This is a genomic window from Pseudomonas pudica (assembly GCF_015680405.1).
Lineage (GTDB): Bacteria > Pseudomonadota > Gammaproteobacteria > Pseudomonadales > Pseudomonadaceae > Aquipseudomonas > Aquipseudomonas pudica.
Genome location: NZ_JADLJS010000026.1, coordinates 38,514 through 56,817, shown reverse-complemented (window position 1 = coordinate 56,817; position 18,304 = coordinate 38,514). Strand labels below are relative to the sequence as shown.

Annotated in this window: 19 protein-coding genes; all 19 read right to left on the bottom strand. The window is 66.4% G+C overall.

Annotated elements, in window-relative coordinates:
- Positions 1-1,911: a sigma-54-dependent Fis family transcriptional regulator gene (locus tag IRZ77_RS17960; protein ID WP_153670850.1), complete on the bottom strand. Its 1,911-nt coding sequence runs from the start codon at positions 1,909-1,911 to the stop codon at positions 1-3.
- Between the two features lie 773 nt (positions 1,912-2,684).
- Positions 2,685-3,533: a CsgG/HfaB family protein gene (locus IRZ77_RS17955; protein WP_015270587.1), complete on the bottom strand. Its 849-nt coding sequence runs from the start codon at positions 3,531-3,533 to the stop codon at positions 2,685-2,687.
- 33 nt (positions 3,534-3,566) lie between these two features.
- Complete coding sequence (locus IRZ77_RS17950; protein WP_046614342.1) at positions 3,567-3,980, bottom strand: curli assembly protein CsgF; 414 nt, start codon at positions 3,978-3,980, stop codon at positions 3,567-3,569.
- Positions 3,977-4,378, bottom strand: a complete 402-nt coding sequence (csgE, locus tag IRZ77_RS17945) for a curli production assembly/transport protein CsgE (RefSeq protein ID WP_013972855.1) — start codon at positions 4,376-4,378, stop codon at positions 3,977-3,979. Before csgE ends, IRZ77_RS17950 begins: the two co-directional genes overlap by 4 nt.
- The gene (locus tag IRZ77_RS17940) at positions 4,375-4,902 is read right to left on the bottom strand and encodes a type II secretion system protein (RefSeq protein WP_196174043.1); all 528 of its coding nucleotides are present in this window, start codon (positions 4,900-4,902) and stop codon (positions 4,375-4,377) included. The genes csgE and IRZ77_RS17940 overlap by 4 nt, the downstream gene beginning before the upstream one ends.
- Positions 4,877-5,251, bottom strand: coding sequence for a type II secretion system protein (locus IRZ77_RS17935; RefSeq protein WP_024087221.1), 375 nt, complete (start codon positions 5,249-5,251; stop codon positions 4,877-4,879). Before IRZ77_RS17935 ends, IRZ77_RS17940 begins: the two co-directional genes overlap by 26 nt.
- Before the next feature lie 5 nt (positions 5,252-5,256).
- Positions 5,257-5,736: a type II secretion system protein gene (locus IRZ77_RS17930; protein WP_046614344.1), complete on the bottom strand. Its 480-nt coding sequence runs from the start codon at positions 5,734-5,736 to the stop codon at positions 5,257-5,259.
- On the bottom strand, positions 5,733-7,598 hold the full coding sequence (locus IRZ77_RS17925; RefSeq protein WP_196174042.1) for a secretin N-terminal domain-containing protein: 1,866 nt from the start codon (positions 7,596-7,598) through the stop codon (positions 5,733-5,735). Before IRZ77_RS17925 ends, IRZ77_RS17930 begins: the two co-directional genes overlap by 4 nt.
- On the bottom strand, positions 7,595-8,107 hold the full coding sequence (locus IRZ77_RS17920) for a hypothetical protein (RefSeq protein ID WP_085600770.1): 513 nt from the start codon (positions 8,105-8,107) through the stop codon (positions 7,595-7,597). The genes IRZ77_RS17925 and IRZ77_RS17920 overlap by 4 nt, the downstream gene beginning before the upstream one ends.
- Positions 8,107-8,670: a GspMb/PilO family protein gene (locus IRZ77_RS17915; RefSeq protein ID WP_153670849.1), complete on the bottom strand. Its 564-nt coding sequence runs from the start codon at positions 8,668-8,670 to the stop codon at positions 8,107-8,109. The genes IRZ77_RS17920 and IRZ77_RS17915 overlap by 1 nt, the downstream gene beginning before the upstream one ends.
- The gene (locus tag IRZ77_RS17910) at positions 8,657-9,199 is read right to left on the bottom strand and encodes a PilN domain-containing protein (protein ID WP_108481599.1); all 543 of its coding nucleotides are present in this window, start codon (positions 9,197-9,199) and stop codon (positions 8,657-8,659) included. The genes IRZ77_RS17915 and IRZ77_RS17910 overlap by 14 nt, the downstream gene beginning before the upstream one ends.
- Position 9,200: 1 nt before the next feature.
- On the bottom strand, positions 9,201-9,992 hold the full coding sequence (locus IRZ77_RS17905; RefSeq protein ID WP_196174041.1) for a hypothetical protein: 792 nt from the start codon (positions 9,990-9,992) through the stop codon (positions 9,201-9,203).
- A complete protein-coding gene (locus tag IRZ77_RS17900) occupies positions 9,976-11,781 on the bottom strand; it encodes a GspE/PulE family protein (RefSeq protein ID WP_230386509.1) in 1,806 nt (601 codons plus the stop codon). Before IRZ77_RS17900 ends, IRZ77_RS17905 begins: the two co-directional genes overlap by 17 nt.
- Positions 11,782-11,841: 60 nt before the next feature.
- On the bottom strand, positions 11,842-12,375 hold the full coding sequence (locus IRZ77_RS17895) for a response regulator (protein WP_046614351.1): 534 nt from the start codon (positions 12,373-12,375) through the stop codon (positions 11,842-11,844).
- Positions 12,376-12,623: 248 nt separating this feature from the next.
- The gene (locus IRZ77_RS17890) at positions 12,624-13,265 is read right to left on the bottom strand and encodes a SurA N-terminal domain-containing protein (protein WP_108481597.1); all 642 of its coding nucleotides are present in this window, start codon (positions 13,263-13,265) and stop codon (positions 12,624-12,626) included.
- A 12-nt stretch (positions 13,266-13,277) separates the two neighbouring features.
- Positions 13,278-14,768 (bottom strand): cytochrome c/ABC transporter substrate-binding protein, encoded by a 1,491-nt coding sequence (locus IRZ77_RS17885; RefSeq protein ID WP_196174039.1) that lies wholly within the window; start codon positions 14,766-14,768, stop codon positions 13,278-13,280.
- 239 nt (positions 14,769-15,007) lie between these two features.
- A complete protein-coding gene (locus IRZ77_RS17880; protein ID WP_046614353.1) occupies positions 15,008-15,673 on the bottom strand; it encodes an SCO family protein in 666 nt (221 codons plus the stop codon).
- The gene (locus tag IRZ77_RS17875) at positions 15,670-16,326 is read right to left on the bottom strand and encodes an SCO family protein (protein WP_046614354.1); all 657 of its coding nucleotides are present in this window, start codon (positions 16,324-16,326) and stop codon (positions 15,670-15,672) included. Before IRZ77_RS17875 ends, IRZ77_RS17880 begins: the two co-directional genes overlap by 4 nt.
- Positions 16,323-18,299 (bottom strand): cytochrome D1 domain-containing protein, encoded by a 1,977-nt coding sequence (locus IRZ77_RS17870; RefSeq protein ID WP_196174038.1) that lies wholly within the window; start codon positions 18,297-18,299, stop codon positions 16,323-16,325. Before IRZ77_RS17870 ends, IRZ77_RS17875 begins: the two co-directional genes overlap by 4 nt.
- Between the last annotated feature and the right edge of the window lie 5 nt (positions 18,300-18,304).

The following is an 18,304-nucleotide window of genomic DNA, read 5'->3' as shown; positions in this document are numbered from 1 at the left end:
TCAGCCGCGCAACTGCTTGAGCTTGCGGTACAGCGTCGCCCGGCTGATACCCAGCGCCTCGGCCGCCGCGGACACGTTGCCCTGATGGCGCGCCAAGGCGCCACGGATCAGCTCCAGTTCGTTGTCCTTGAGGCTGCCGGAAGGTGCCGTGCCACTGGCCAGGTCGTCCAGCAGGCAGTCGGTGAGGTGGTCGAGGGTCAGCACCTGCTCGCCGTCCTCGCGCATGGCCAGCGCGGTGCGCACGACCATTTCCAGCTGACGGATGTTGCCCGGCCAGTCGAAGCCTTCGAGCAGCGCGGTCAGGGCAGGGTCCAGCGTCACGCCCCGGGCATCTGACTTGTCCAGCAGCCCCTGGATTATCGCCGCCAGGTCATCACGCTCGCGCAGTGCCGGCAGGCGCAGCGACACGCCGTTGACCCGGTAGTAAAGGTCTTCGCGGAAGTGCTGCTCCTGCACCAGGCGCTTGAGGTCGCGGTGGGTGGCACAGATCAATGCCACGTCGATTTCCTGCTCGTCGCCCGCCCCCAGCGGGGCCACTCGCCGTTCCTGCAGTACCCGCAACAAGCGCGCCTGCAGTGCTAGCGGCATGTCGCCGATTTCGTCGAGGAACAGCGTGCCGCCATGGGCCTGCATCAGCCGGCCGACCATGCCGCCCCGGCGCGAACCGGTGAACGCGCCTTCACGGTAGCCGAACAGTTCGGACTCGATCAGCCCTTCGGGGATGGCCGCGCAGTTGACGGCCACGAACGGTTTGTCGGCACGCGGGCTGGCCTGATGCAGAGCCCGGGCGACGACCTCCTTGCCGGTACCGGTCTCGCCCAGCAACAGCACCGGCAGGCCATTGCCCAGTCCCTGGCGGGCCATGCGCAGGTTGCGCGCCAGGCGCGGGTCGCCACCGGCCAGGGCGTCGAGGGCTGGCGACTGCTTGCCCGGCGCCGGCTTGCTCACCGGCGTGCTGCCGTTGACCCGGCCATGGCGCGGCAGCTGCAGGGCGCGGAAGTAGAACTCGCCCTTGGCCGTTTGCACGCTGCTCACCCCGCCCTGCCACAGGCGGGCGATGAAGGCCGGTGACCGTTCACCCAGCAGGTCGCTGCTGCGCCGGCCCAACAGCTCATGGCGCGGCACCTGCAACAGCTGGCAGGCACTGTCGTTGGCAGCCAGCACCTCGCCGTCCAGGCTCAGCGCCAGCAGGCCATGCCAGGCACTGTTGAGGTATTGCGGGCGGCTATGGAAGGCCAGCACCAATTGCTCTGGGTGGCACAGGCCGAACATGCGGCTTTCGATGTTGCCGGCCGCCAGCATCAGCGTCGACAGGCTGTCCTGTGGTTGCGCCATCACCCCTTCACGGGTGATGTCGAGCACGCCGATCACCTCGCCGCGCGGGTCGCGCAGGGGTACCGAAGTGCAGGAGAACGGGCTGAGGCGGTCGAGGTAATGTTCGCCGCAGTTGATCAAGGTCGGTCGGCCTTCTACCACTGCCGTGCCGATGGCGTTGGTGCCGCGCAATGACTCGCTCCAGCAACTGCCCGGGTGCAGGTCACGCAGGCCCTCGCGTTGCAGCACGTGCTTCTGCCCTTCTATGGCCAGCACGTTGGCCTGGGCGTCGCCGAGGATGACGATGCCGGCCTTGCCCTGGCGCGCGACCAGGTAGTCCAGTTCGGGGGTAACGGCGTCGACCAGCAGGCGATTGCGCTCCAGCAGCATGCGCAGGTCGTGGCCCTGCTCCAGGCCCAGGCCGACCTGCTCGCCCTGCAGGCAATCCAGGCCATGGCCCAGGCTGCGGCGCCAGGAGGCATCGATCTCGTCGCGCAGCATGCCCAGTGGCAGCTCGCCTTCGCTGGCCAGCCTGAGGCGGGCCTGGCGGGATTCGTGCAGCGGGTCGTGGGCGTTTGTTATTAGTTGTCGCGCCATTTTCTACTCCGGCTGTGCCCCGCCAAGGTGGCGGGGAACGGGCTTGGGAATTTTCCGCAGTTTGCGGGAGAAATCCCTGGCCGTCATCAGGCTGCGGTAGAAGGTGGCATATGGTGACGTTTACGTAAAGGGACACGCAGGAGCGCCGCCTTGCTCAAGATCTGGAAGCTTGCGCAATATTTGTGGGAGCGGGCGCGCCCGCGAAGAGGCCCACGAGGTCAATCACAGCTGCCGCTTGATTTCAACAAAGCCCAGGTACCCGCCAGACACCCGGCACCGCCCCATTCGCGGGTAAACCCGCTCCCACAGGGCCGGCGTCGCACTTGAGATCACACGGTACCTGTGGGAGCGGGCATGCCCGCGAACACCGGCAAAGCCGGTGCCATCCACCGCGTCGTCTGCTTCGCGGGCGGGCCCGCTCCCACAGGTACTGCGCTGGCTTTGAGTTGGCGCTGAACCTGTGGGAGCGGGTTCACCCGCGAAGAGGCCCTCAAGCTCAATCACGGCTGCCGCTTGATTTCAACAAAGCCCAGGTGCCCGCCAGACACCCGGCACCGGCCCATTTGCGGGTAAACCCCACAGGGATGGCGTCGCACTTGAGATCACGCGGTCCCTGTGGGAGCGGGCAAGCCCGCGAACACCGGCAAAGCCGGTGCCATCCACCGCGTCGTCTGCTTCGCGGGCGGGCCCGCTCCCACAGGGACAGCGCGGGCTTCGAGTTGAAGCTGTACCTGTGGGAGCGGGTTCACCCGCGCAGAGGCCCTCGTAGCCAATCACGGCTGCTGATTCTGGCTCAGGTACTTGTCCACCGTAGCCTGCCCTTCCCCCGCATCCCCCGCCACCTGCCACAGCCGCCGTTCAATCCCCTGCGCCAGCAGATGCCCCACCGCCGCCTCGATCGCCGACAGCACGCACAGCTGCGCCGGTTCGTTGGTGGTGTACCCCACCTCGGCCTCGAGCAGCTTCTTGAACTCGATGAACTTGAACACCCCGGCACTGCGCCCGACCGAGTAGATGGTCTTGCTGGTCATCACATTGGCCAGCACCTGCCCGGTGCGCACGTCCACCGCACGCAGGTTAACGGTCACCTGGTCGACGCGGTACTCGCGGGAGATGTCTATACCCAGGTAACGAGCACCCTCGCCGCCGCTGCGCACGTTGGTGTCGTAGGCGATGATACCGCCCTCCAGCATCAGGTTGGCGGCCTGCAGCGGAGGCAGCTCGCCCATGATGTTTTCCGGTACATCAGGCTTTTTCTGCGAAGCACGGATGATCTTGCGCTCGGTCAACAGGTTCTGCAGGCCTTCACGCTCCAGTACCACGAACCAGCCGCTGGCGTTCAGGGCGTCCATCAGCATGCTTGCCGCGCCCTGGGTGACGCTGGTGGAGAACGAGCTGGCCGGGGTCGGCTTGTACTGCCCGGTCTGGTCGCGGAAGCCGTACACCACCGCCATCAACCGGCCCTTGGGCCGTGGCATGTTGATCAGGTCGTAGTAGGTCGAGGCCCGGGGGGTCAGGGTCGGGGTTTCCGAGTCCTGTTCGGCGGGCATCGGTTCGCGCAGGCCACAACCGTGCAGGCCCAGGGCCGTGAGAATCAGCAGTGTGCTCAGCAGACGTTTCATGGTGTTCTCTCCCCAACAAATAGCCCTTCCCCCTCAAGGGTTCAGGCCGCTGACCTCAATGATCGAGATTTCTCCTGTGGCGCGATCGGTGACCTTGATGCTCAAGGCCCCGGAATCGTCGATGACGTCGATGAGAAACGCATCGGTCGCCATGCTGCCGGTGTTGCCGTTACTGATGTTGTCCAGCAACTGCGACAACATCCGCGACTCCAGCTGGTTGCTGAAGCGCTCCAGGGCCGTGGTGCCGGCAAAGGCCGAGGAGCGGTCCTTGAGGTCGGGGTCGTCGTGGTCGTTCTGCGCCTGGGCGTTGTTCAGCAACCAGGTGCCATTGAGCGGGTTGCCGCCAAAGGCCGGGTTGACCGGGGTGTACACCAGCTCGGTGGCCTGGGCGGCACATGCGCTGGCAAACAGGCAGGCGGCGATGCAACGGGGTATGTGGTACTTCATAGCTCGTCCCTCTCCAGATCGGTGGTGTCCTGCAGCAGGCGTTGCAACTTGCGTTGGATGATTTGCTGCTTGACCAGGTCGGCTGCTGCAACGGCCTCGTCCTTGAGCTCGGTGGTGTTCGGTGGCAGAAAGCGGCGGTACACCACCTCACGCTCGAATTCCACGGTGACCAGGCTGCCCCAGCGGGCATCCGGGCGTTCGCGCACCACCAGGTTGAAATCCAGCCGGCTGGTGGCGCGCAGGCGGTCGGCGAAGTAGTAATAAAAGTCGTGGCCGATGTGCGAGATGGTGTTGTCGACGATGAAACCTTGCATCTCGTCCTCGTCCCCTGCCCTGGCCGAGGTGGCCAGCACTGCCACCAGCAGCAGGCCCAGGCACAGCGCGGCCAGGCGGCTCATGGCGTGTCTCCCGGGCCGGCATGGGTCTGCACGCCACCGGCACCTTCGGCAAAGGCCTGCTCGGCGACGAACTGCCAGTCGCTGTAGTTCTCCAACCCGTCGAAACCGCTCCATTCGGCGCTGAAGCCACTGCGCTTGAACGGGGTGGCGTCCGAGCGGCTGTGCACGCCGGTGATGCGGCCATCGATCGAGCGCAGCAGGCCCCAATCGTCACTGTTGGTGATGGGGTCGGGGTACAGCCGGCGAATGTGCCGCCTGGCCTGCGGGAAGCGGTTGTCCTGCAGCAGGTCGGCCAGCTCCTGGGGATACTGGGCCAGCCCCGGCGAGGCGCGGTAGTAGCTGCGCAGGGCCTGGGCATATTGGCTGCCCACCCACAACAGTTGGCGTTCGCGGTCACGCTGGGCAGCACTGGCCCAGAGCGTGCCGGTGGCGGCCAGGGCCACGCTGCTGACCGCAATCAGCAGCAACACGCCCAGGTAGGTGAAGCCGGCGTCGGCCTTACCATTCCGCGAACAGGCTGCCATCGCGCGCCCTCCCTGTGGCACCGCTCTTGATATCGGCCACGCCGCCGGCCACGCCTTCGGGCGGTGGCACCAGCTGCCAGGCATCGCTGCGCTCGGTGATCGGGTCTATCGGGGTGTTGCGCAGGTAGCGCTGCTCCACCAGTTGCTCCAGCGAGTCGGGGTAGTGGCCGGTGTCGCCGTAGTAATGGTCCAGCGCCTCGCGCAACACCGCCAGGCTCTGGCGCAGGGTGGCTTCGCGGGAGCTTTCCAGGCTGTTGAAGTAGCGCGGCATGGCGATGGTCATCAGCGTGGCGATGATCGCCAGCACCACCAGCAGTTCGATCAGGGTGAAGCCTTTGCTGCGTTTCATGGCTGTCACCATTGCCCGTAGGGGATGTTGTTCAGGCCTTTGCCGCGGGCCTTGGAATACACGTCGAACACGTCTTCGCCTTCGCGCGGGTTGTCGGGGCTGCTGTCGTAGGCGCGCAGCCCCCACCCGCCTTCGTCCTCACCCTTGGCCGCCACCAGCGGGTCGTGCGGGATGCGCCGCAGGAAGTAGAACTTGGCGCCCTTGGCACTGCGCACATCGCGCACGCCGTCGACCAGCACCTGCAGGTTCGGCGGGTAGCCACTGGCGTCCAGGCGCTTCTCGATGTAGCCGGCATCGAACGCGCGCTTGTAGGCGTCGATGGCATCGCGGATCTGGTACAGCGCCTCGCGCAGCTGCTGCTCCTTGCCGCGGCGCACCACGGTTTCGGTCAACGGTGCGGCCATGCTGGCAAGCATCCCGAGCAGTGCCAGGGTCAGCACCACCTCGATCAGGCTGAAGCCCTGCATGCGGCGCTGCGCGATCATGGCCGCGGGCTCCCTTTGGCCGGGGCGATCGCCATCTGGCTTTCCACCACCGGAGCGTCGGTGGCCGGGGCATTGCCAGGCACATCTGCCGGCGGCAACGGCGCCATCTGCCGCACCTGCATGGCCGACTCGGTGCCGGTGGCGAACTCCATGTCCGACGGGCTCTGGTACGGCAGGTTGCGCACGATGCGCGGGGTGATCGCCAGCACCAGCTCCGACTTGCTCATGTCGTCCTTGTTGCTGCCGAACAGCCGCCCCAGGCCGGGGATGTCGCCAAGGCCCGGGATCTTGTTGCCGCTGGCGTTGTGGTCGTTGCGCACCAGGCCGGCCAGCACCTGGGTTTCGCCATCGTGCAGGCGCAGGGTGGTCTGGGCGTTGCGGGTGTCGACCTGGACCGGGATGGTGCCCTGACGCGTGGCCTCCAGCGGGGTGGCGTTGCTCACCTCCAGGGCTACCTTGATCGCCACCTCGTTGTTCAGGTGCACGGTGGGCTGCACTTCAAGCTTCAGGCCGACGTCCAGGTAGGTGACGCTTTCGGTGATCACCGGGCCCTGGGTGGACGGCACCGAGGTGGCGCTGATGATCGGCACCCGCTGGCCGATGTGGATGCGTGCCTGCTCACGGTTGCTGACGCGGATCACCGGGCTGGCCAGGGTGTTGATGTCCTTGTCCTGGGCGTTGATCTTGGCCTGCGGCGCCGGCGCGATGCTGATGCGGCTGGAGTCGATGCCCTTGAGCTGGTCGAGCACGCTCACCGGCTGGCCGTCGGAGCTCAGCACACCGAAGGTGTTCGGCCATTGCAGGCCGAGGTCGAGGATGCGCGAGGTGGCCACTTCCATCACCTCCACTTCCAGCACCACCTCGGGGTTGGACTGGTCCTGCGACTGCAGCAGCTTCTCGGCCATGCGCACGGCATCGGGGGTGTCGCGCATGGTCAAGGTGTTGAGGCGTTCGTCGACGAACACGTCGCGCGTCTTGAGCATGGTCTTGACCATGTTCAGCGCGGTGTTGGAGTCGATGCTGGTCAGGTAGAAGGTGCGCATGACCAGTTCCTGGTAGTCCTTGGTCTTCTGTGGCGAGTCGGGGTAGATCATCAGGGTGTTTTCGTTGACGATCTTCTGCCGCAGCTGGTTCTGCTCCAGCAGCAGTGCCACGGCGTCCTCGATGCGCAACTCGCGCACGAAGATGGTGGCCTTCATGTCCGGGCGCATGTCCTTGTCGAAGATGAAGTTGATGCCGGCGACCTGGGACAGCACCTCAAAGATGGTCTTCAGGTTGGCATCGCGAAACTCCAGGGTCACCGGCCGCTCCAGCTTGCTGCGCAGCTGCGGGAACGGTTGCGCGGTGCGCGCCTGCACGTTCTCGATGTCGCTGCGCAGGGCAATGCCCTTCTGGTTCTGCGGGTCCAGGCGCAGCACTTCGCGCATGTAGCGCTCGGCACCGAACAGGTCACCCTGGCGCAGCGCCGCCTGGCCCAGCGCCACGCGCTCGTCGAGGGTACGGATCAGCTCCAGCTGGCGGATACCTTCCTGGGCGCGGCGGTTGTTCGGCTCCAGGGTCAGCACACGGCCATAGCCCATGCGGGCGCCTGCGAAGTCGTGACGGATGCGGTCGGCGTCGGCCTGGGTCAGCAGCGCCTCGACCGCGGCCTGGCGGCTGTGGGCCAGGGCGATGTTCAGTTCGGTGTCACGCGGGTCCTCGCGCAGGGCTTCTTCCAGGCGGGCAATGCCGGCTTCGTACTGGCCCTCCTTCATCAGCCGGTCGCTGTCCTTGCGTACCGCGCTGGAGCCGCAGCCGGCAATGGCCACGCACAGCGCCACTAGCAGGAACGGAGCCGGTTTGCACAGCTTTGACGACTTCATGGTGCGCTCCCTACAGACAAAGTCTGCGACTGATGCAAAGGCAGGTAGACCAGATGCAGCTCGCTGGCCGATACCCGTTCGAGGCGGTAGGTGTCTTCGATCACGTCGCCCTGGCGCACGACGTAGAGTTTTTCTCCGCTCTGCAGAAAGATCTGCAGGTCGTCGCGGTCGCCGATGCGGCCAATGAACTGGAATGGCAGAGCCGGGGCGGTCGGGGCTGAGGGGGCGACCGGGGCGGCGTTCACGGGTTGTTCGGTGACGGTGGCAAGGGCCTGGGGTCTGGTCCATTGCTGGGTTGGGAAGAGATCACCAGAGGCCTGTTCCGGCCTATTCGCGGGTGAACCCGCTCCCACAGGGGACGGGGACGCAGCCGAATCCTTTGTGGGAGCGGGCGCGCCCGCGAAGGGGGCCACGCCGTCTTCCTGGCCAAACCAGTGGCCCGGGGCCCAGGCCAGCGCCGCGCTCACGCCGAGGAAGCCAACCCAGATGACAGCACGTTGTGTGTTCATCACGACCTCGACAGGTAAAGGGTCATGCGCAGGCGGGCGTTGAGCTCGCTGTCGCCAATGCGTTTGCGTTGCAGCTCCAGGTCTTCCAGTACCAGGGTCGGCAACTGCTTGAGCAGGCCCTTGAGGAAGCCACGAATCTGCGGGTAGCTGCCGCGCACCGGCAGCACGATCTGGTAACGCGCCAGTTGCGTCCTGGGGTCGATGCCCAGGGCGTATTCGCCACGCGCGAGGCTGATGTGCTCGGCGCTGGCCAGGTGGTACAAGCGCTCGATCAGCGCACTGGCCTGGGGCTGCCCCGGCAGTTGCTGGCGCAGGCTGTCGAGGGCCTGCTGCTCGGGTTTGATGGCGATCTTCAGCTCGCCACGCCTGACCCGCTCGACCTGCACGCTGGCGTCCGCTTCGGCGGCGCGCAGCTCGCGCAGGTTCTGCCATTGCGGCAACACCCCGACGCACAGCACGCCCACGGCCAGCAGGCCCACCGCAACTGCAGCCAGGCCGACCGGGCCGATGCGACGCAGACGTTCCTGGAGGATCAGGCTGTTCAGCGATTCACGGGCGCGCATGGCCGGTCTCCCAGGTGGCGGTGAGGGTGAAGCGCACCGGGTGCTCGGGCTGGGCGGCCAGCACCTCGTGGTTGAGCAGCGACACATCGCTGAGCTCGGCACTGCCTTCCAGGCGCTGGTGGTACTGCAACATCGCTTCCAGGTTGCGCGCCTCGGCGGTAATGCGCAGCTGGCCTTTGCGCGCGTCAGGGGCCAGGCTGAGCAGGGCCACGTCGTCCTGTGGCTGCGCTTCGAGCATGGCGAACAGCTGCTGCCAGGGCCGTTGCAGCTGCTGCGACACGCTTTGCATCTGCGCCAGGCGCTCGGCCTGTTCGCGACTGGCGGCGCTGCTCAGCAGTGCGACAGTGGCTGGGCGACGGCCCAGTTGCTGCTCCAGGCGGTGCACGCTGGCCTCCACTTCGACCTGCTCGGCCTGCAAGCTTTGTTGCACCAGCACCAGGCCGGCGACCATGGCACTCGCCACGGCCAGCAGCGACCAGGCCAACGGGCTGCTGCGCCGGGGCTGGAATTCCAGGTCGAGACGGCGCATGTCAGGCCACCGCCCGCCACATGGCGCAAAGCGGGTCAACATCGCTGGCCGGCTGGCACAGCTGCACCGCCGCCAGTTGCGGCACCTCGCCCCGGCCCGGGGCATGCAGGTAGACCCGTGGCAGGTGCTCACCGTACAGCTCGCAGGTGCGCTCGATTAGTGCTTGCAGGGCCTGGTCGCTATCGGCGCAGCCTTGCGCCAGCACTTGCTGCCAGGCCCCTCCGGCGGCCAGCAGCAGCACACTGCGGCGCGGTTCGGCCAGGACGAACAGGAAGTCACCCTGCTCCAGCTGTGCCGAACAGCGGTTGTAGGCGGCCATCAGGTACGGCTGCACCGAGCGCAGGCTCAGGTGGCTTTCCCGGCCCAGCGCCTGCAGCCGCTGCAGCAAGGCTTCGGGCAGCGCCGTGGCGATGCGCGCGGCACCTGCCGGCTCGGGCGACAGCACGATGCGCCAGTCGTCCAGCGGCTGCCCGTAGAGGTTTTCGAAACAGGCCCGGGCGTAGGCGTCCAGCTCGCGCGGGTGGCTGATGGCATCACTCCAGGGCACCAGGCAGAAGCGGCTGTAGCGGGCCGACAGCAGTACCCGCAACTGGGCACCGCGCACAGCATGCTCGGCCAGCAGCGTGGCCAGGGCGTCGGCGGCGGCCTCCCAGGCCGGCTGGGTGGCATCGCAGGTAAAGTCGCGGCTGCCCAGCCATTGGTGGTGATTGGCGTGCCAGCTACCCAGGCCCACACCTTCGGCACCGAGTACGGCGCTGTATCTGTAAGCGCCACGATCAGATGAATGTGACACGGTTGATCTCCTCGAGAGTGGTACGGCCATCCCGGACCAGATCCAGGGCCGAGGCCCGCAGCAGGCGCAGGCCGCGCTGGCAGGCGAGGTTCTTGATTTGCGACAGGGGGCGGCGCTCGACGATCATCTGCCGCAGGTCGTCGTCCAGGTGCAGCAGTTCGGCGATGGCACTGCGGCCGCGGTAGCCACTGCCGCGGCACTGACCGCAACCCTGGGCGCGGACGAACTTCCAGCCGGCCACGCCCTCACGGGTCAGGCCTGCGCCGTACAGGGTGTCGTCGTCCACTTCGCACGGCGTGGCGCAGTGCGGGCAGGCCAGGCGGATCAGGCGCTGGGCCAGCACCGCATTGAGCGCGGAGACGAAGCTGTAGGGGTCGACCTGCATCTGGCTGAAGCGGCCGATCACATCGAATACGTTGTTGGCGTGGATGGTGGTGAACACCAGGTGGCCGGTGAGCGCCGACTGCACGGCAATCTGCGCGGTGTCCGGATCGCGGATTTCGCCGACCAGGATCTTGTCCGGGTCGTGGCGCAGGATCGAGCGCAGGCCGCGGGCGAACGTCAGGCCCTTCTTCTCGTTGACCGGGATCTGCAGCACGCCGGGCAGCTGGTATTCGACCGGGTCCTCGATGGTGATGATCTTGTCCACGCCGTGGTTGATCTCGCTGATCATGGCGTAGAGGGTGGTGGTCTTGCCGCTGCCGGTGGGGCCGGTGACCAGGATCATGCCGTACGGTTCGGCAGCCAGCCGGCGCAGGGCGCGCAGGGTTTCCTCGGCAAAGCCCAGGGCCTGCAGCTGCACGCCGCTGACCCGGTCGGACAAGTCCTGCTTGTCGAGCACCCGCAGCACCGCGTCTTCGCCGAAGATGCTGGGCATGATCGATACCCGGAAGTCGATTTGCCGGTCGCCCACGGCAACCTTGAAACGGCCGTCCTGGGGCACGCGTTTTTCGCCGATGTCCAACTCGGCCATCACTTTGATGCGCGAGATCACCTGGTCGGCGAAGGCGCTGCCGCTGGCCTTGCCGGCGCCGTTTAGCACACCGTCGATGCGGTACTTGATGGTCAGGCCCTGGCCGGTCATGCCCAGGTGGATGTCGCTGGCGTGCAGCTTGAGGGCGTCGTACAGGGTAGAGTTGACCAGCTTGACCACGCGGCTCTGGTCTTCGCTGATGCTGGCCAGCGACAGGCGCTGCAGCGGGTCGCTTTCGCTGCTGGTTTCGGCGTCGTGGTCAAGAGCGTCCACGGCGTGGAAGCTTTCTTCGTGGCGGGCCAGGAAGGTGGCCAGGTCTGCGGCATGGGCCAGGTACAGCGGTGCGCCTTGCAGCACATCGTCGATCCAGGCCAGGCGGGCGTGGTCGAAGGGATCGGCGAACACGCCCAGCAGTTGGCCGCCCTGCTCGATCAGCACGAATTCACGCTTCAGGCACATCGCCAGGCTGACCTTGTCGAAGCGTGGGGTGCTGGCCAGCAGGGTATGGCTGCCCAGCACCGGATAATGCAGGGTCAGGCCCAGGCGCTGGGTGAAGATGTCGGGGGTGTCGCAGGCCAGCTGTTCCAGGCGGGTGAGCAGGCGTTCGTCGCTGCTTTGCAGGCGGGCCTGGGCCAACAGGTCGCGGGGGTAGGCAGAATATGCTTTTACCTGTGCCGGCCCTTTAGCGGGTAAACCCGCCCCCACAGGATTTTCGATATCTTCAGGATTGCAGTGCCCCTGTGGGAGCGGGTGTACCCGCGAAGAGGCCGGTGCAGGCGGTAGAGCGTCCTGGGTTGCATCGAATGCTTCTGGCATGGCCTGCGACTCCGCTCAGGGGCGCGTCGCAGGTTGGCTCGGCCAAGGGTGCGGGCGCCGCTATTCCCCTGTGAGCAGTTGATCGTCGTCGGGCCCTGGAGGCTTGGCGCCGTTACGGCGGCGGTCGGCCAAAACCCAGCTTCCATCGTACAACTGCAGGGGGAACGATTCGTTCCTGTTCTGGCGTCGTTCGACGAACCCTTCAGCCGGGTTGTCCGTGGCCCTGCGCCGGCGCTCGATGCCCATCAGGTCGAAGATCGCACGGGCCAGTTCCACCAACGGGAACGGCTTGAACAGGACATGGCTCACACCCAGTTCGGCGGCCCGCTCACGCACCTCGACGGTGGGGTGGGCGGTAATCAGCACGAAGTGGCACTGCCTGTTCCTGCGTACGGTCTCCAGAACCTGAAACCCCTCCATGTCGGGCAAGCGGTAATCCAGCACGATCACTTGCGGTGCCAGGCTTGCAGCCTGCTCGATACCACTGGCACCGTCGTGGGCAACATGAACTTCCAGGCCTTGCGCCTGCAGGTACGCCTGCAGGTTCTGCGCAAGAGTCTGTTCGTCATCGACTACCAATACTCTGTTCACCAAGGTCGACTCCCAAGAACTGCCCGGTAACCCGGTCTGCGAAGTGCGCCCCTGTACAGGCTTGAGCAGGCTTCGTGCCAGGCGTGAATAGTCATGCTGAATAACCGTAACTCATTGATTTTGCAGGGGCGCCGATCACCACCCGCAACGCGGCAAACAGGCGCACCGGCCCCGTTCCCCACATGCGGGGAAACTGATGGCACACTGCCACTTCGTTATTCCCCAGCATTGGGGAAACGCCATCAGGGGCCTCAGTTGGCGATCTCAACGGTAGCGGACGCACGCAAACGTTGGCGCACGGCCTGGCGCGCCTGCGCCTCCCGCTGCCCGATGAGCGCGGCCCTGGCCAGCGCCAGGCCCTGTTCGCGTATGACCGAAGAGTCGTCACTTTGTTGCTGCACTCCTTGCAGTTTTCGCGAATTGGCATCATAGAATGCCTCCACTTCGGCCTGGCTGGGCGCGGCCACCGCGCTGAGCTGGGCATACACCTGCTGCGCGGCCAGCTCGCGCCGGGTGTACTCATTGTACTGTGCCCTATCGAAACCCGCTTCCGCCAGCCGCCGCTCAAAAATTGCCGGGCTGCCAAGCGCGGCCTCGACCTCGCCCACATGCGCCGATACCTGCTCATCGCTGACGGCTATGCCGCGGCGCTGGGCCTCCTGCCACAACAGCTCCTTGTCGATCAGCTCATCCAGGGCCTGGTCGCGCAGACGCTGATACAGGTTGGGGTTGCGGATACTGGCTACCGCGCGGCCCTGGGCGTCCAGGTATTCGCTGAAATAGCGCTCCAGGCGCATCGTCTCGATCTCCACACCGTTGACCCGCGCCACCGGCATGTCAGCCCAGGCTGCCTTGGCCAGCACCTGCAACAGGCACAACAACAGAACACGCATGGCAACCTCCGCTCAAGGGTTTTCCGGCAGTGGCCGGTACGGGGTGACTGCGGTAAAGCGCGGCCCGGGCAGGGCCACCGCCACCACATGGGCACCGGCCATGCCTTGCCGGCGACCTGGGCCGAAGCCCAAGGCCGGAGTCAGGCCGGTGGACACATCATGCAGGCCTTCCAGCGCGACAATCAGCTGCTCGCGGCTGGTGTCACGGCCAGTCTGCTTCAACGCTTCGCTCAACAGGCGCAGGGCGCACAGTGTGTTGACCTGCAACGACGCCTGGCGTGGGTCGAGGCCCTGGCGCTGCTGCAGGCCGGCCAGGGTCGCCAGGCCCTGTTCGGTCCAGTCCTCGGGCACGTACGGATAAGCCAGGAACACCCGTTGCGACCAAACCTCGGGCAAGCGCGCCACGGCGCCGGCCACCTGGCTGGAGGCGGCGAACAGGTATGGCTGGCGGCCGGCTGACTGCAGTGCCGAAGCCAGTTCGGCAAAGGCCTGGGCACGGCCGAGGAAGACAATGCCCCGCCCGTCCACGGGCTGGCCAGCAAAGGCCTGGGCCGCCGGTGGTACCCAGCCCTGCTGCTGCAAGCGTTCGCGCACCTGCTCGGCCAACGCCGCTTGTTCACTGCCGGCATACACCACACGCAGGTCGCCCGCTGCCAGGCCCAGCGCCGCGCGGGCGTGGCCGGCCAGGCTGAGCAATTGCGCGGGCAAGCCGGGCAACGGGTCGAAAATCTGTGGGCTGCCACCGCTGCGTGGGGTGCTGCCGATCAGCGGTACATTGTGTGGTGCCAGCAAGGTTGCCAGGCGCTGGTCGAGCATGGGTGCCAATGGCGCGATCAGGGCGAACACTCGCTCCTGCTCCAGCAACTGCTGCAGCGCCCGCTCGGCGCTGACCGGGTCGGGGCCCGGGTCGAGCACCACCAGTTCCAGGCGTCGCCCATGGATGCCACCTTGCTGGTTGAGTTGCGTCAGGCCGTCTTCCAGCACAGCACGCACCACCTGGCCGGCCTTGGCCAGCGGGCCGGATGCCGGCAGCAGGGTGCCCAAACGCAGCACGCCTTCCTCTACGCCGGGGTCGCGCTCCTGGCCCAGGCGCTTGAGGTAGGCCGTGAGGTTGCGCTGGTCGGCCAGGGTCAGCTCGAAGCGCGGCATGGCCGGGTCCAGGCGATTGCCGGCCGGGTCGACGCCTTGCTGAATGGCCCGGGCCAGGCTGCTGTCGGTGTATGCCGGGTAGCGGCGGCCGTTGCTTTCGCGTTCGCCTTGGCCTTGCGCCAGGCGCTGCCAGTCTAGGCTGGGTGGCCGCACACCACCTTCGGCACGACCGCGGCCATCGTTGCCGTGGCAGCTGGCGCAGGGCAGCACGCTGGCGGGGACCGTCATGTCGCTGGCGCCGACCCGGGCTTGCAGCTGTGCGTCACTGCTGGAGACGCCCTCGCGGTAGAGGCGTTTGCCGGCTTGTTCATGTTCGGTCAGGTCCAGGGCAAAGGCAGAAAAAAAGGGTGCCATGCCGAGCACGAACGCCAACCAGATCGCAAGCCCTGTGGGAGCGGTCTTTGTGGGAGCGGCCTTGCGTCTCGAAAGGGCTGCGCAGCAGCCCCAGCGATAGTTGCACCAGCCCAGAAAACGGGGAGCGCTGCGCGCTCCTTTCGCGACGCAAGGCCGCTCCCACAAAGACCGCATCCACAAAGGGAGTTCCCAGAGTGGCAGATGCCACAGAGGCCAATGCCGCAGGGATCGCATGATACTCACCGCCCTGCCAGAGGCAGTGCCAGCAACTGCATGCGCTGGGCAATCGCCGCCGGCGGTGCATCCGGGCGGATCTTGCTCCAGCGCTTGCCGGCCACGTCGCCGGCAATCAGCTGTGTGGAATGCTGCTCGGGGCTGGGCAGGAACTGGCCGATGCGCCCGAGCACCAGGTCGACATTGGCCTTGTCACCGGTCAGGAACAACCAGTTGGGCCCATCCACGCCCTGCTTCCCGGCAAACGCCTTGAGCACTTCGGGGGTGTCGTTGAGCGGGTCGCTGCTGATAGACACGAAGGTCACCTGGCTGGCCAGCTGCGGCCCCATGGTCTCACGCACTTCGCGCAACTTGCGGGTGATCAGCGGGCAGGCGTCGGTGCAGTGGGTGAAGATCACGTTGAGCATCACCACCTTGTCCTTGAGCACATCGCTGTAGAAGCGCAGCTCGCGGCCGTTCTGGTCCTTGAGCACAGTGTCGGTGAACCAGGCCTGGGCATCGCGGGTACCGCCGCCACTGGTCATCGCCTGCGGGGCCGGCTGCGGCTCTAGCGCCTGCGGAGCATGGCCTTCATGGGCGAGCGCCACCGAGGCAAGGATCCACAGGCAGCCACCCAGCACCAGCCAGTCAAAACCGCGCATGCCTACGCGGCGGGAGCTTGTCTGGCTCATGGTTGCACCTCGTGATGGTCGGCAATGGCCGTGCTCTTGGCATGCACCCGGCGGGCGCCGAGGCGGTTGATTTCATCGATCAGCACAGCCGGGTCGGTGAACCCGTAGTAGCGCGTCCAGTGCCCGGTGCGCCCGTCGCCCACCAGGATCAGCGGTGGGTGCTGGCTGAGGTCGGCGCTGAAACTACCCAGGCCCTTGAGGGTTTCGCTGATGGCGTATGGCGTGCCGGTCAGCCAGCTCCAGCCCGGCCCTTTCTGGAAGGCCTTGGCGTAATCCTGCAGGCGCTTGGCGTCGTCACGTTGCGGGTCGACACTGATCGACACCAGATGAATGTCTTGCCCTACCCGGCCACCCAGTTGCTGCTGGACCTTGCCCATGATCGACGACACCACGGGGCACACCGTGGTGCAGCTGGTGTAGATGAAGCCCATGACCACCAGGTGGTCGCCCACCAGGTCTTTTTCCAGGCGTACCGGCATGCCGTCCTGGTTCAGTAGCGAGACATCGGCAAAGCGCACGCTGGCCTTTTCCTGGCGCGCCGCCGGTGGCTGTTCGGCGTGGCCGTTGTGGTCGTGGCCACCATGGGCCTGGGCCAGGTTGCCGGCAAAAGCCAGGCTCAGGGCCAACAGTTTGCAAGCATGCTTGGCGTTCATCGCAGATTCCTCACGTCATTCTCGGAAACGGTGGACGTTGCGGCCGGCAGGACGCGCAGGCTGGTGTAGTTTTCCTCGGCGAACCTGCGCCCCAGCGACGGCGACTGCACGTGCAGGTACCAGGCACCGGGTTCTGGCAGGGTCAGGGCTGCCTGATAGATGCCCTCGCCCACTTCCTCCAGCCGCAGGTTGCGCGGCATCGACGAAGGCGCCAGGAAGTAACGCAGGCTCAGGTCGTTCAGGCCCAGGCGCGGCTGGCCATCGTCGCCAAGGATGCGCACCCGTGCATTAATGGCGCTGTGCTGCGACAACGGCCTGTCCAGGCCGATGAACTCGGCGTGCGCACCCTTGCGCTTGCCGGCATTCGGCGCTGCGGCCACGTCGGTGCTGAAGCAGTGGATGATCTGCGGCTGGTTGAGCAGGAAGGCCACGTCGAACTTGCCGGCCGCGGGCATCTTCACCGTCGAGCCGTACACGCCCGGTGCCAGTTCACGCAGGCTGCGGTCGACGACGATGGCGGCGCGGGCCTGGTGGCCACGGTTGTTGTAACCGGACATCGGTGCGTTCATGCCTTCGGCGTAGAAGTAGGTGGTGTTGTCCACCGGGTTGACCACGAACACCGAATTGTCGTCGCGCGATACCGAAAGCCCCTGGGCCAGCGGCAGGTCACCTGCCTGGCGTGGCGCCGCCGGGCCGGCCTCGAAGCCCTGGATGATCGGCGAACGCCCTTCGCCCAGGCTGGCCAGGTTGATCATGCTCACCTTCGGCGAAGCCAGGCCGCGCACGTAGGCATAGCCCTTGGTGAAGGTCAGCTGGTACGGTTCGGCCGCCACCGGGATCTGGTGGATCAGCTTGTCGGTACTGGCGTCGATCACCAGGGCCTGGTTCTCCAGGGTGTTGAGCACGATGCCGTAGCGGCCATCGCTGCTGAAGCGCATCGGCCCCAGGCCCGGATCGGCCTGGACCGTGTGCCGCAGCTGGTGGCTGCGGGCATCGAACACGCGCACGCTGCCCTCCTCACCGTCGACCACGTACACCGCCTGGGACAACGCCGAGTAACTGACCGACAGCGGGTGCGGGCCAACCTTGATGGTCTTGGCCAGGCGCATTTCCGGGATGTCGATGACGCTCAGGGTGCCACTGTCACGGTTGCTGACATAGGCGTAGCGCGAGTCGGCACTGAAGGCGATTTCGTGGTGCCCGCTGCCGGTGTTGAAGGTTTTAAGGGTGTTGCGACCCGGTACATCGATCACCGTCACCCCGCCCTTGGCCGGGTCGCTGCTGTTGTTGCCTACCCACAGCCGGTGCTGGTCCGGCTGCAGGGCCACACGCAGCGGCTGGTCGCCAGCGTCCAGGTCGGCCACGCGGGTGAAAGTCTCGGTGTCGATCACCGAGACCTTGCCGCGCTCGGGGATGGACACGAATACCAGCTTGTCGTCACTGGTGGCCACCCAGTCCATGGGCCGCCCGGGCAGGTCGATGCGGGCCATGGTGCTGGTCACGCCGCCCACCGACACGGTCGGGTCGATCACCGTCAGGCTGGCGTCTCTGTTCATCATCAACAGAAAGTAACCGTTCAGGTCGAGCAATGGCCGGGCGCCGATGCTGCTCTTGAGAAACAGCGCGACACGGGCCTTGCAGCTCTGGTCGCGGTCGCCCTCCGGGGCCGACTGCGTCGGGTCGATCCACGCCCCTGGGGCCATGCCCGACAACGGCTGGCCACTGGCCTGGTCACTGACCTTGAAACGAATGTTGGCAAAGCTGCCCTCCTGCAGCTCGCCCCCCGCCAGCGGCCGGGCCTCGAACTCCACGGTCACGCCGTCCCGGCTCAGCCGGTGCAGGGCCTGCGGGTCGTCAGCGTCCTGCAGATACTCGCGCGGATCGCACCAGAGGCTTTCATAGGCTACGCCCAGGCCGATCAGCACTGCCCCCAGTGCTACACCCATGCATGCAAGGCGGGTTTTCTTGTTCATGTTCG

Excerpts from the sequence above, each read along its gene's own strand:
- IRZ77_RS17960 (WP_153670850.1), bottom strand. The coding sequence starts at position 1,911 with ATGGCGCGACAACTAATAACAAACGCCCACGACCCGCTGCACGAATCC.
- IRZ77_RS17955 (WP_015270587.1), bottom strand. The coding sequence starts at position 3,533 with ATGAAACGTCTGCTGAGCACACTGCTGATTCTCACGGCCCTGGGCCTG.
- IRZ77_RS17950 (WP_046614342.1), bottom strand. The coding sequence starts at position 3,980 with ATGAAGTACCACATACCCCGTTGCATCGCCGCCTGCCTGTTTGCCAGC.
- csgE (WP_013972855.1), bottom strand. The coding sequence starts at position 4,378 with ATGAGCCGCCTGGCCGCGCTGTGCCTGGGCCTGCTGCTGGTGGCAGTG.
- IRZ77_RS17940 (WP_196174043.1), bottom strand. The coding sequence starts at position 4,902 with ATGGCAGCCTGTTCGCGGAATGGTAAGGCCGACGCCGGCTTCACCTAC.
- IRZ77_RS17935 (WP_024087221.1), bottom strand. The coding sequence starts at position 5,251 with ATGAAACGCAGCAAAGGCTTCACCCTGATCGAACTGCTGGTGGTGCTG.
- IRZ77_RS17930 (WP_046614344.1), bottom strand. The coding sequence starts at position 5,736 with ATGATCGCGCAGCGCCGCATGCAGGGCTTCAGCCTGATCGAGGTGGTG.
- IRZ77_RS17925 (WP_196174042.1), bottom strand. The coding sequence starts at position 7,598 with ATGAAGTCGTCAAAGCTGTGCAAACCGGCTCCGTTCCTGCTAGTGGCG.
- IRZ77_RS17920 (WP_085600770.1), bottom strand. The coding sequence starts at position 8,107 with ATGAACACACAACGTGCTGTCATCTGGGTTGGCTTCCTCGGCGTGAGC.
- IRZ77_RS17915 (WP_153670849.1), bottom strand. The coding sequence starts at position 8,670 with ATGCGCGCCCGTGAATCGCTGAACAGCCTGATCCTCCAGGAACGTCTG.
- IRZ77_RS17910 (WP_108481599.1), bottom strand. The coding sequence starts at position 9,199 with ATGCGCCGTCTCGACCTGGAATTCCAGCCCCGGCGCAGCAGCCCGTTG.
- IRZ77_RS17900 (WP_230386509.1), bottom strand. The coding sequence starts at position 11,781 with ATGCCAGAAGCATTCGATGCAACCCAGGACGCTCTACCGCCTGCACCG.
- IRZ77_RS17890 (WP_108481597.1), bottom strand. The coding sequence starts at position 13,265 with ATGCGTGTTCTGTTGTTGTGCCTGTTGCAGGTGCTGGCCAAGGCAGCC.
- IRZ77_RS17885 (WP_196174039.1), bottom strand. The coding sequence starts at position 14,768 with ATGGCACCCTTTTTTTCTGCCTTTGCCCTGGACCTGACCGAACATGAA.
- IRZ77_RS17880 (WP_046614353.1), bottom strand. The coding sequence starts at position 15,673 with ATGAGCCAGACAAGCTCCCGCCGCGTAGGCATGCGCGGTTTTGACTGG.
- IRZ77_RS17875 (WP_046614354.1), bottom strand. The coding sequence starts at position 16,326 with ATGAACGCCAAGCATGCTTGCAAACTGTTGGCCCTGAGCCTGGCTTTT.
- IRZ77_RS17870 (WP_196174038.1), bottom strand. The coding sequence starts at position 18,299 with ATGAACAAGAAAACCCGCCTTGCATGCATGGGTGTAGCACTGGGGGCA.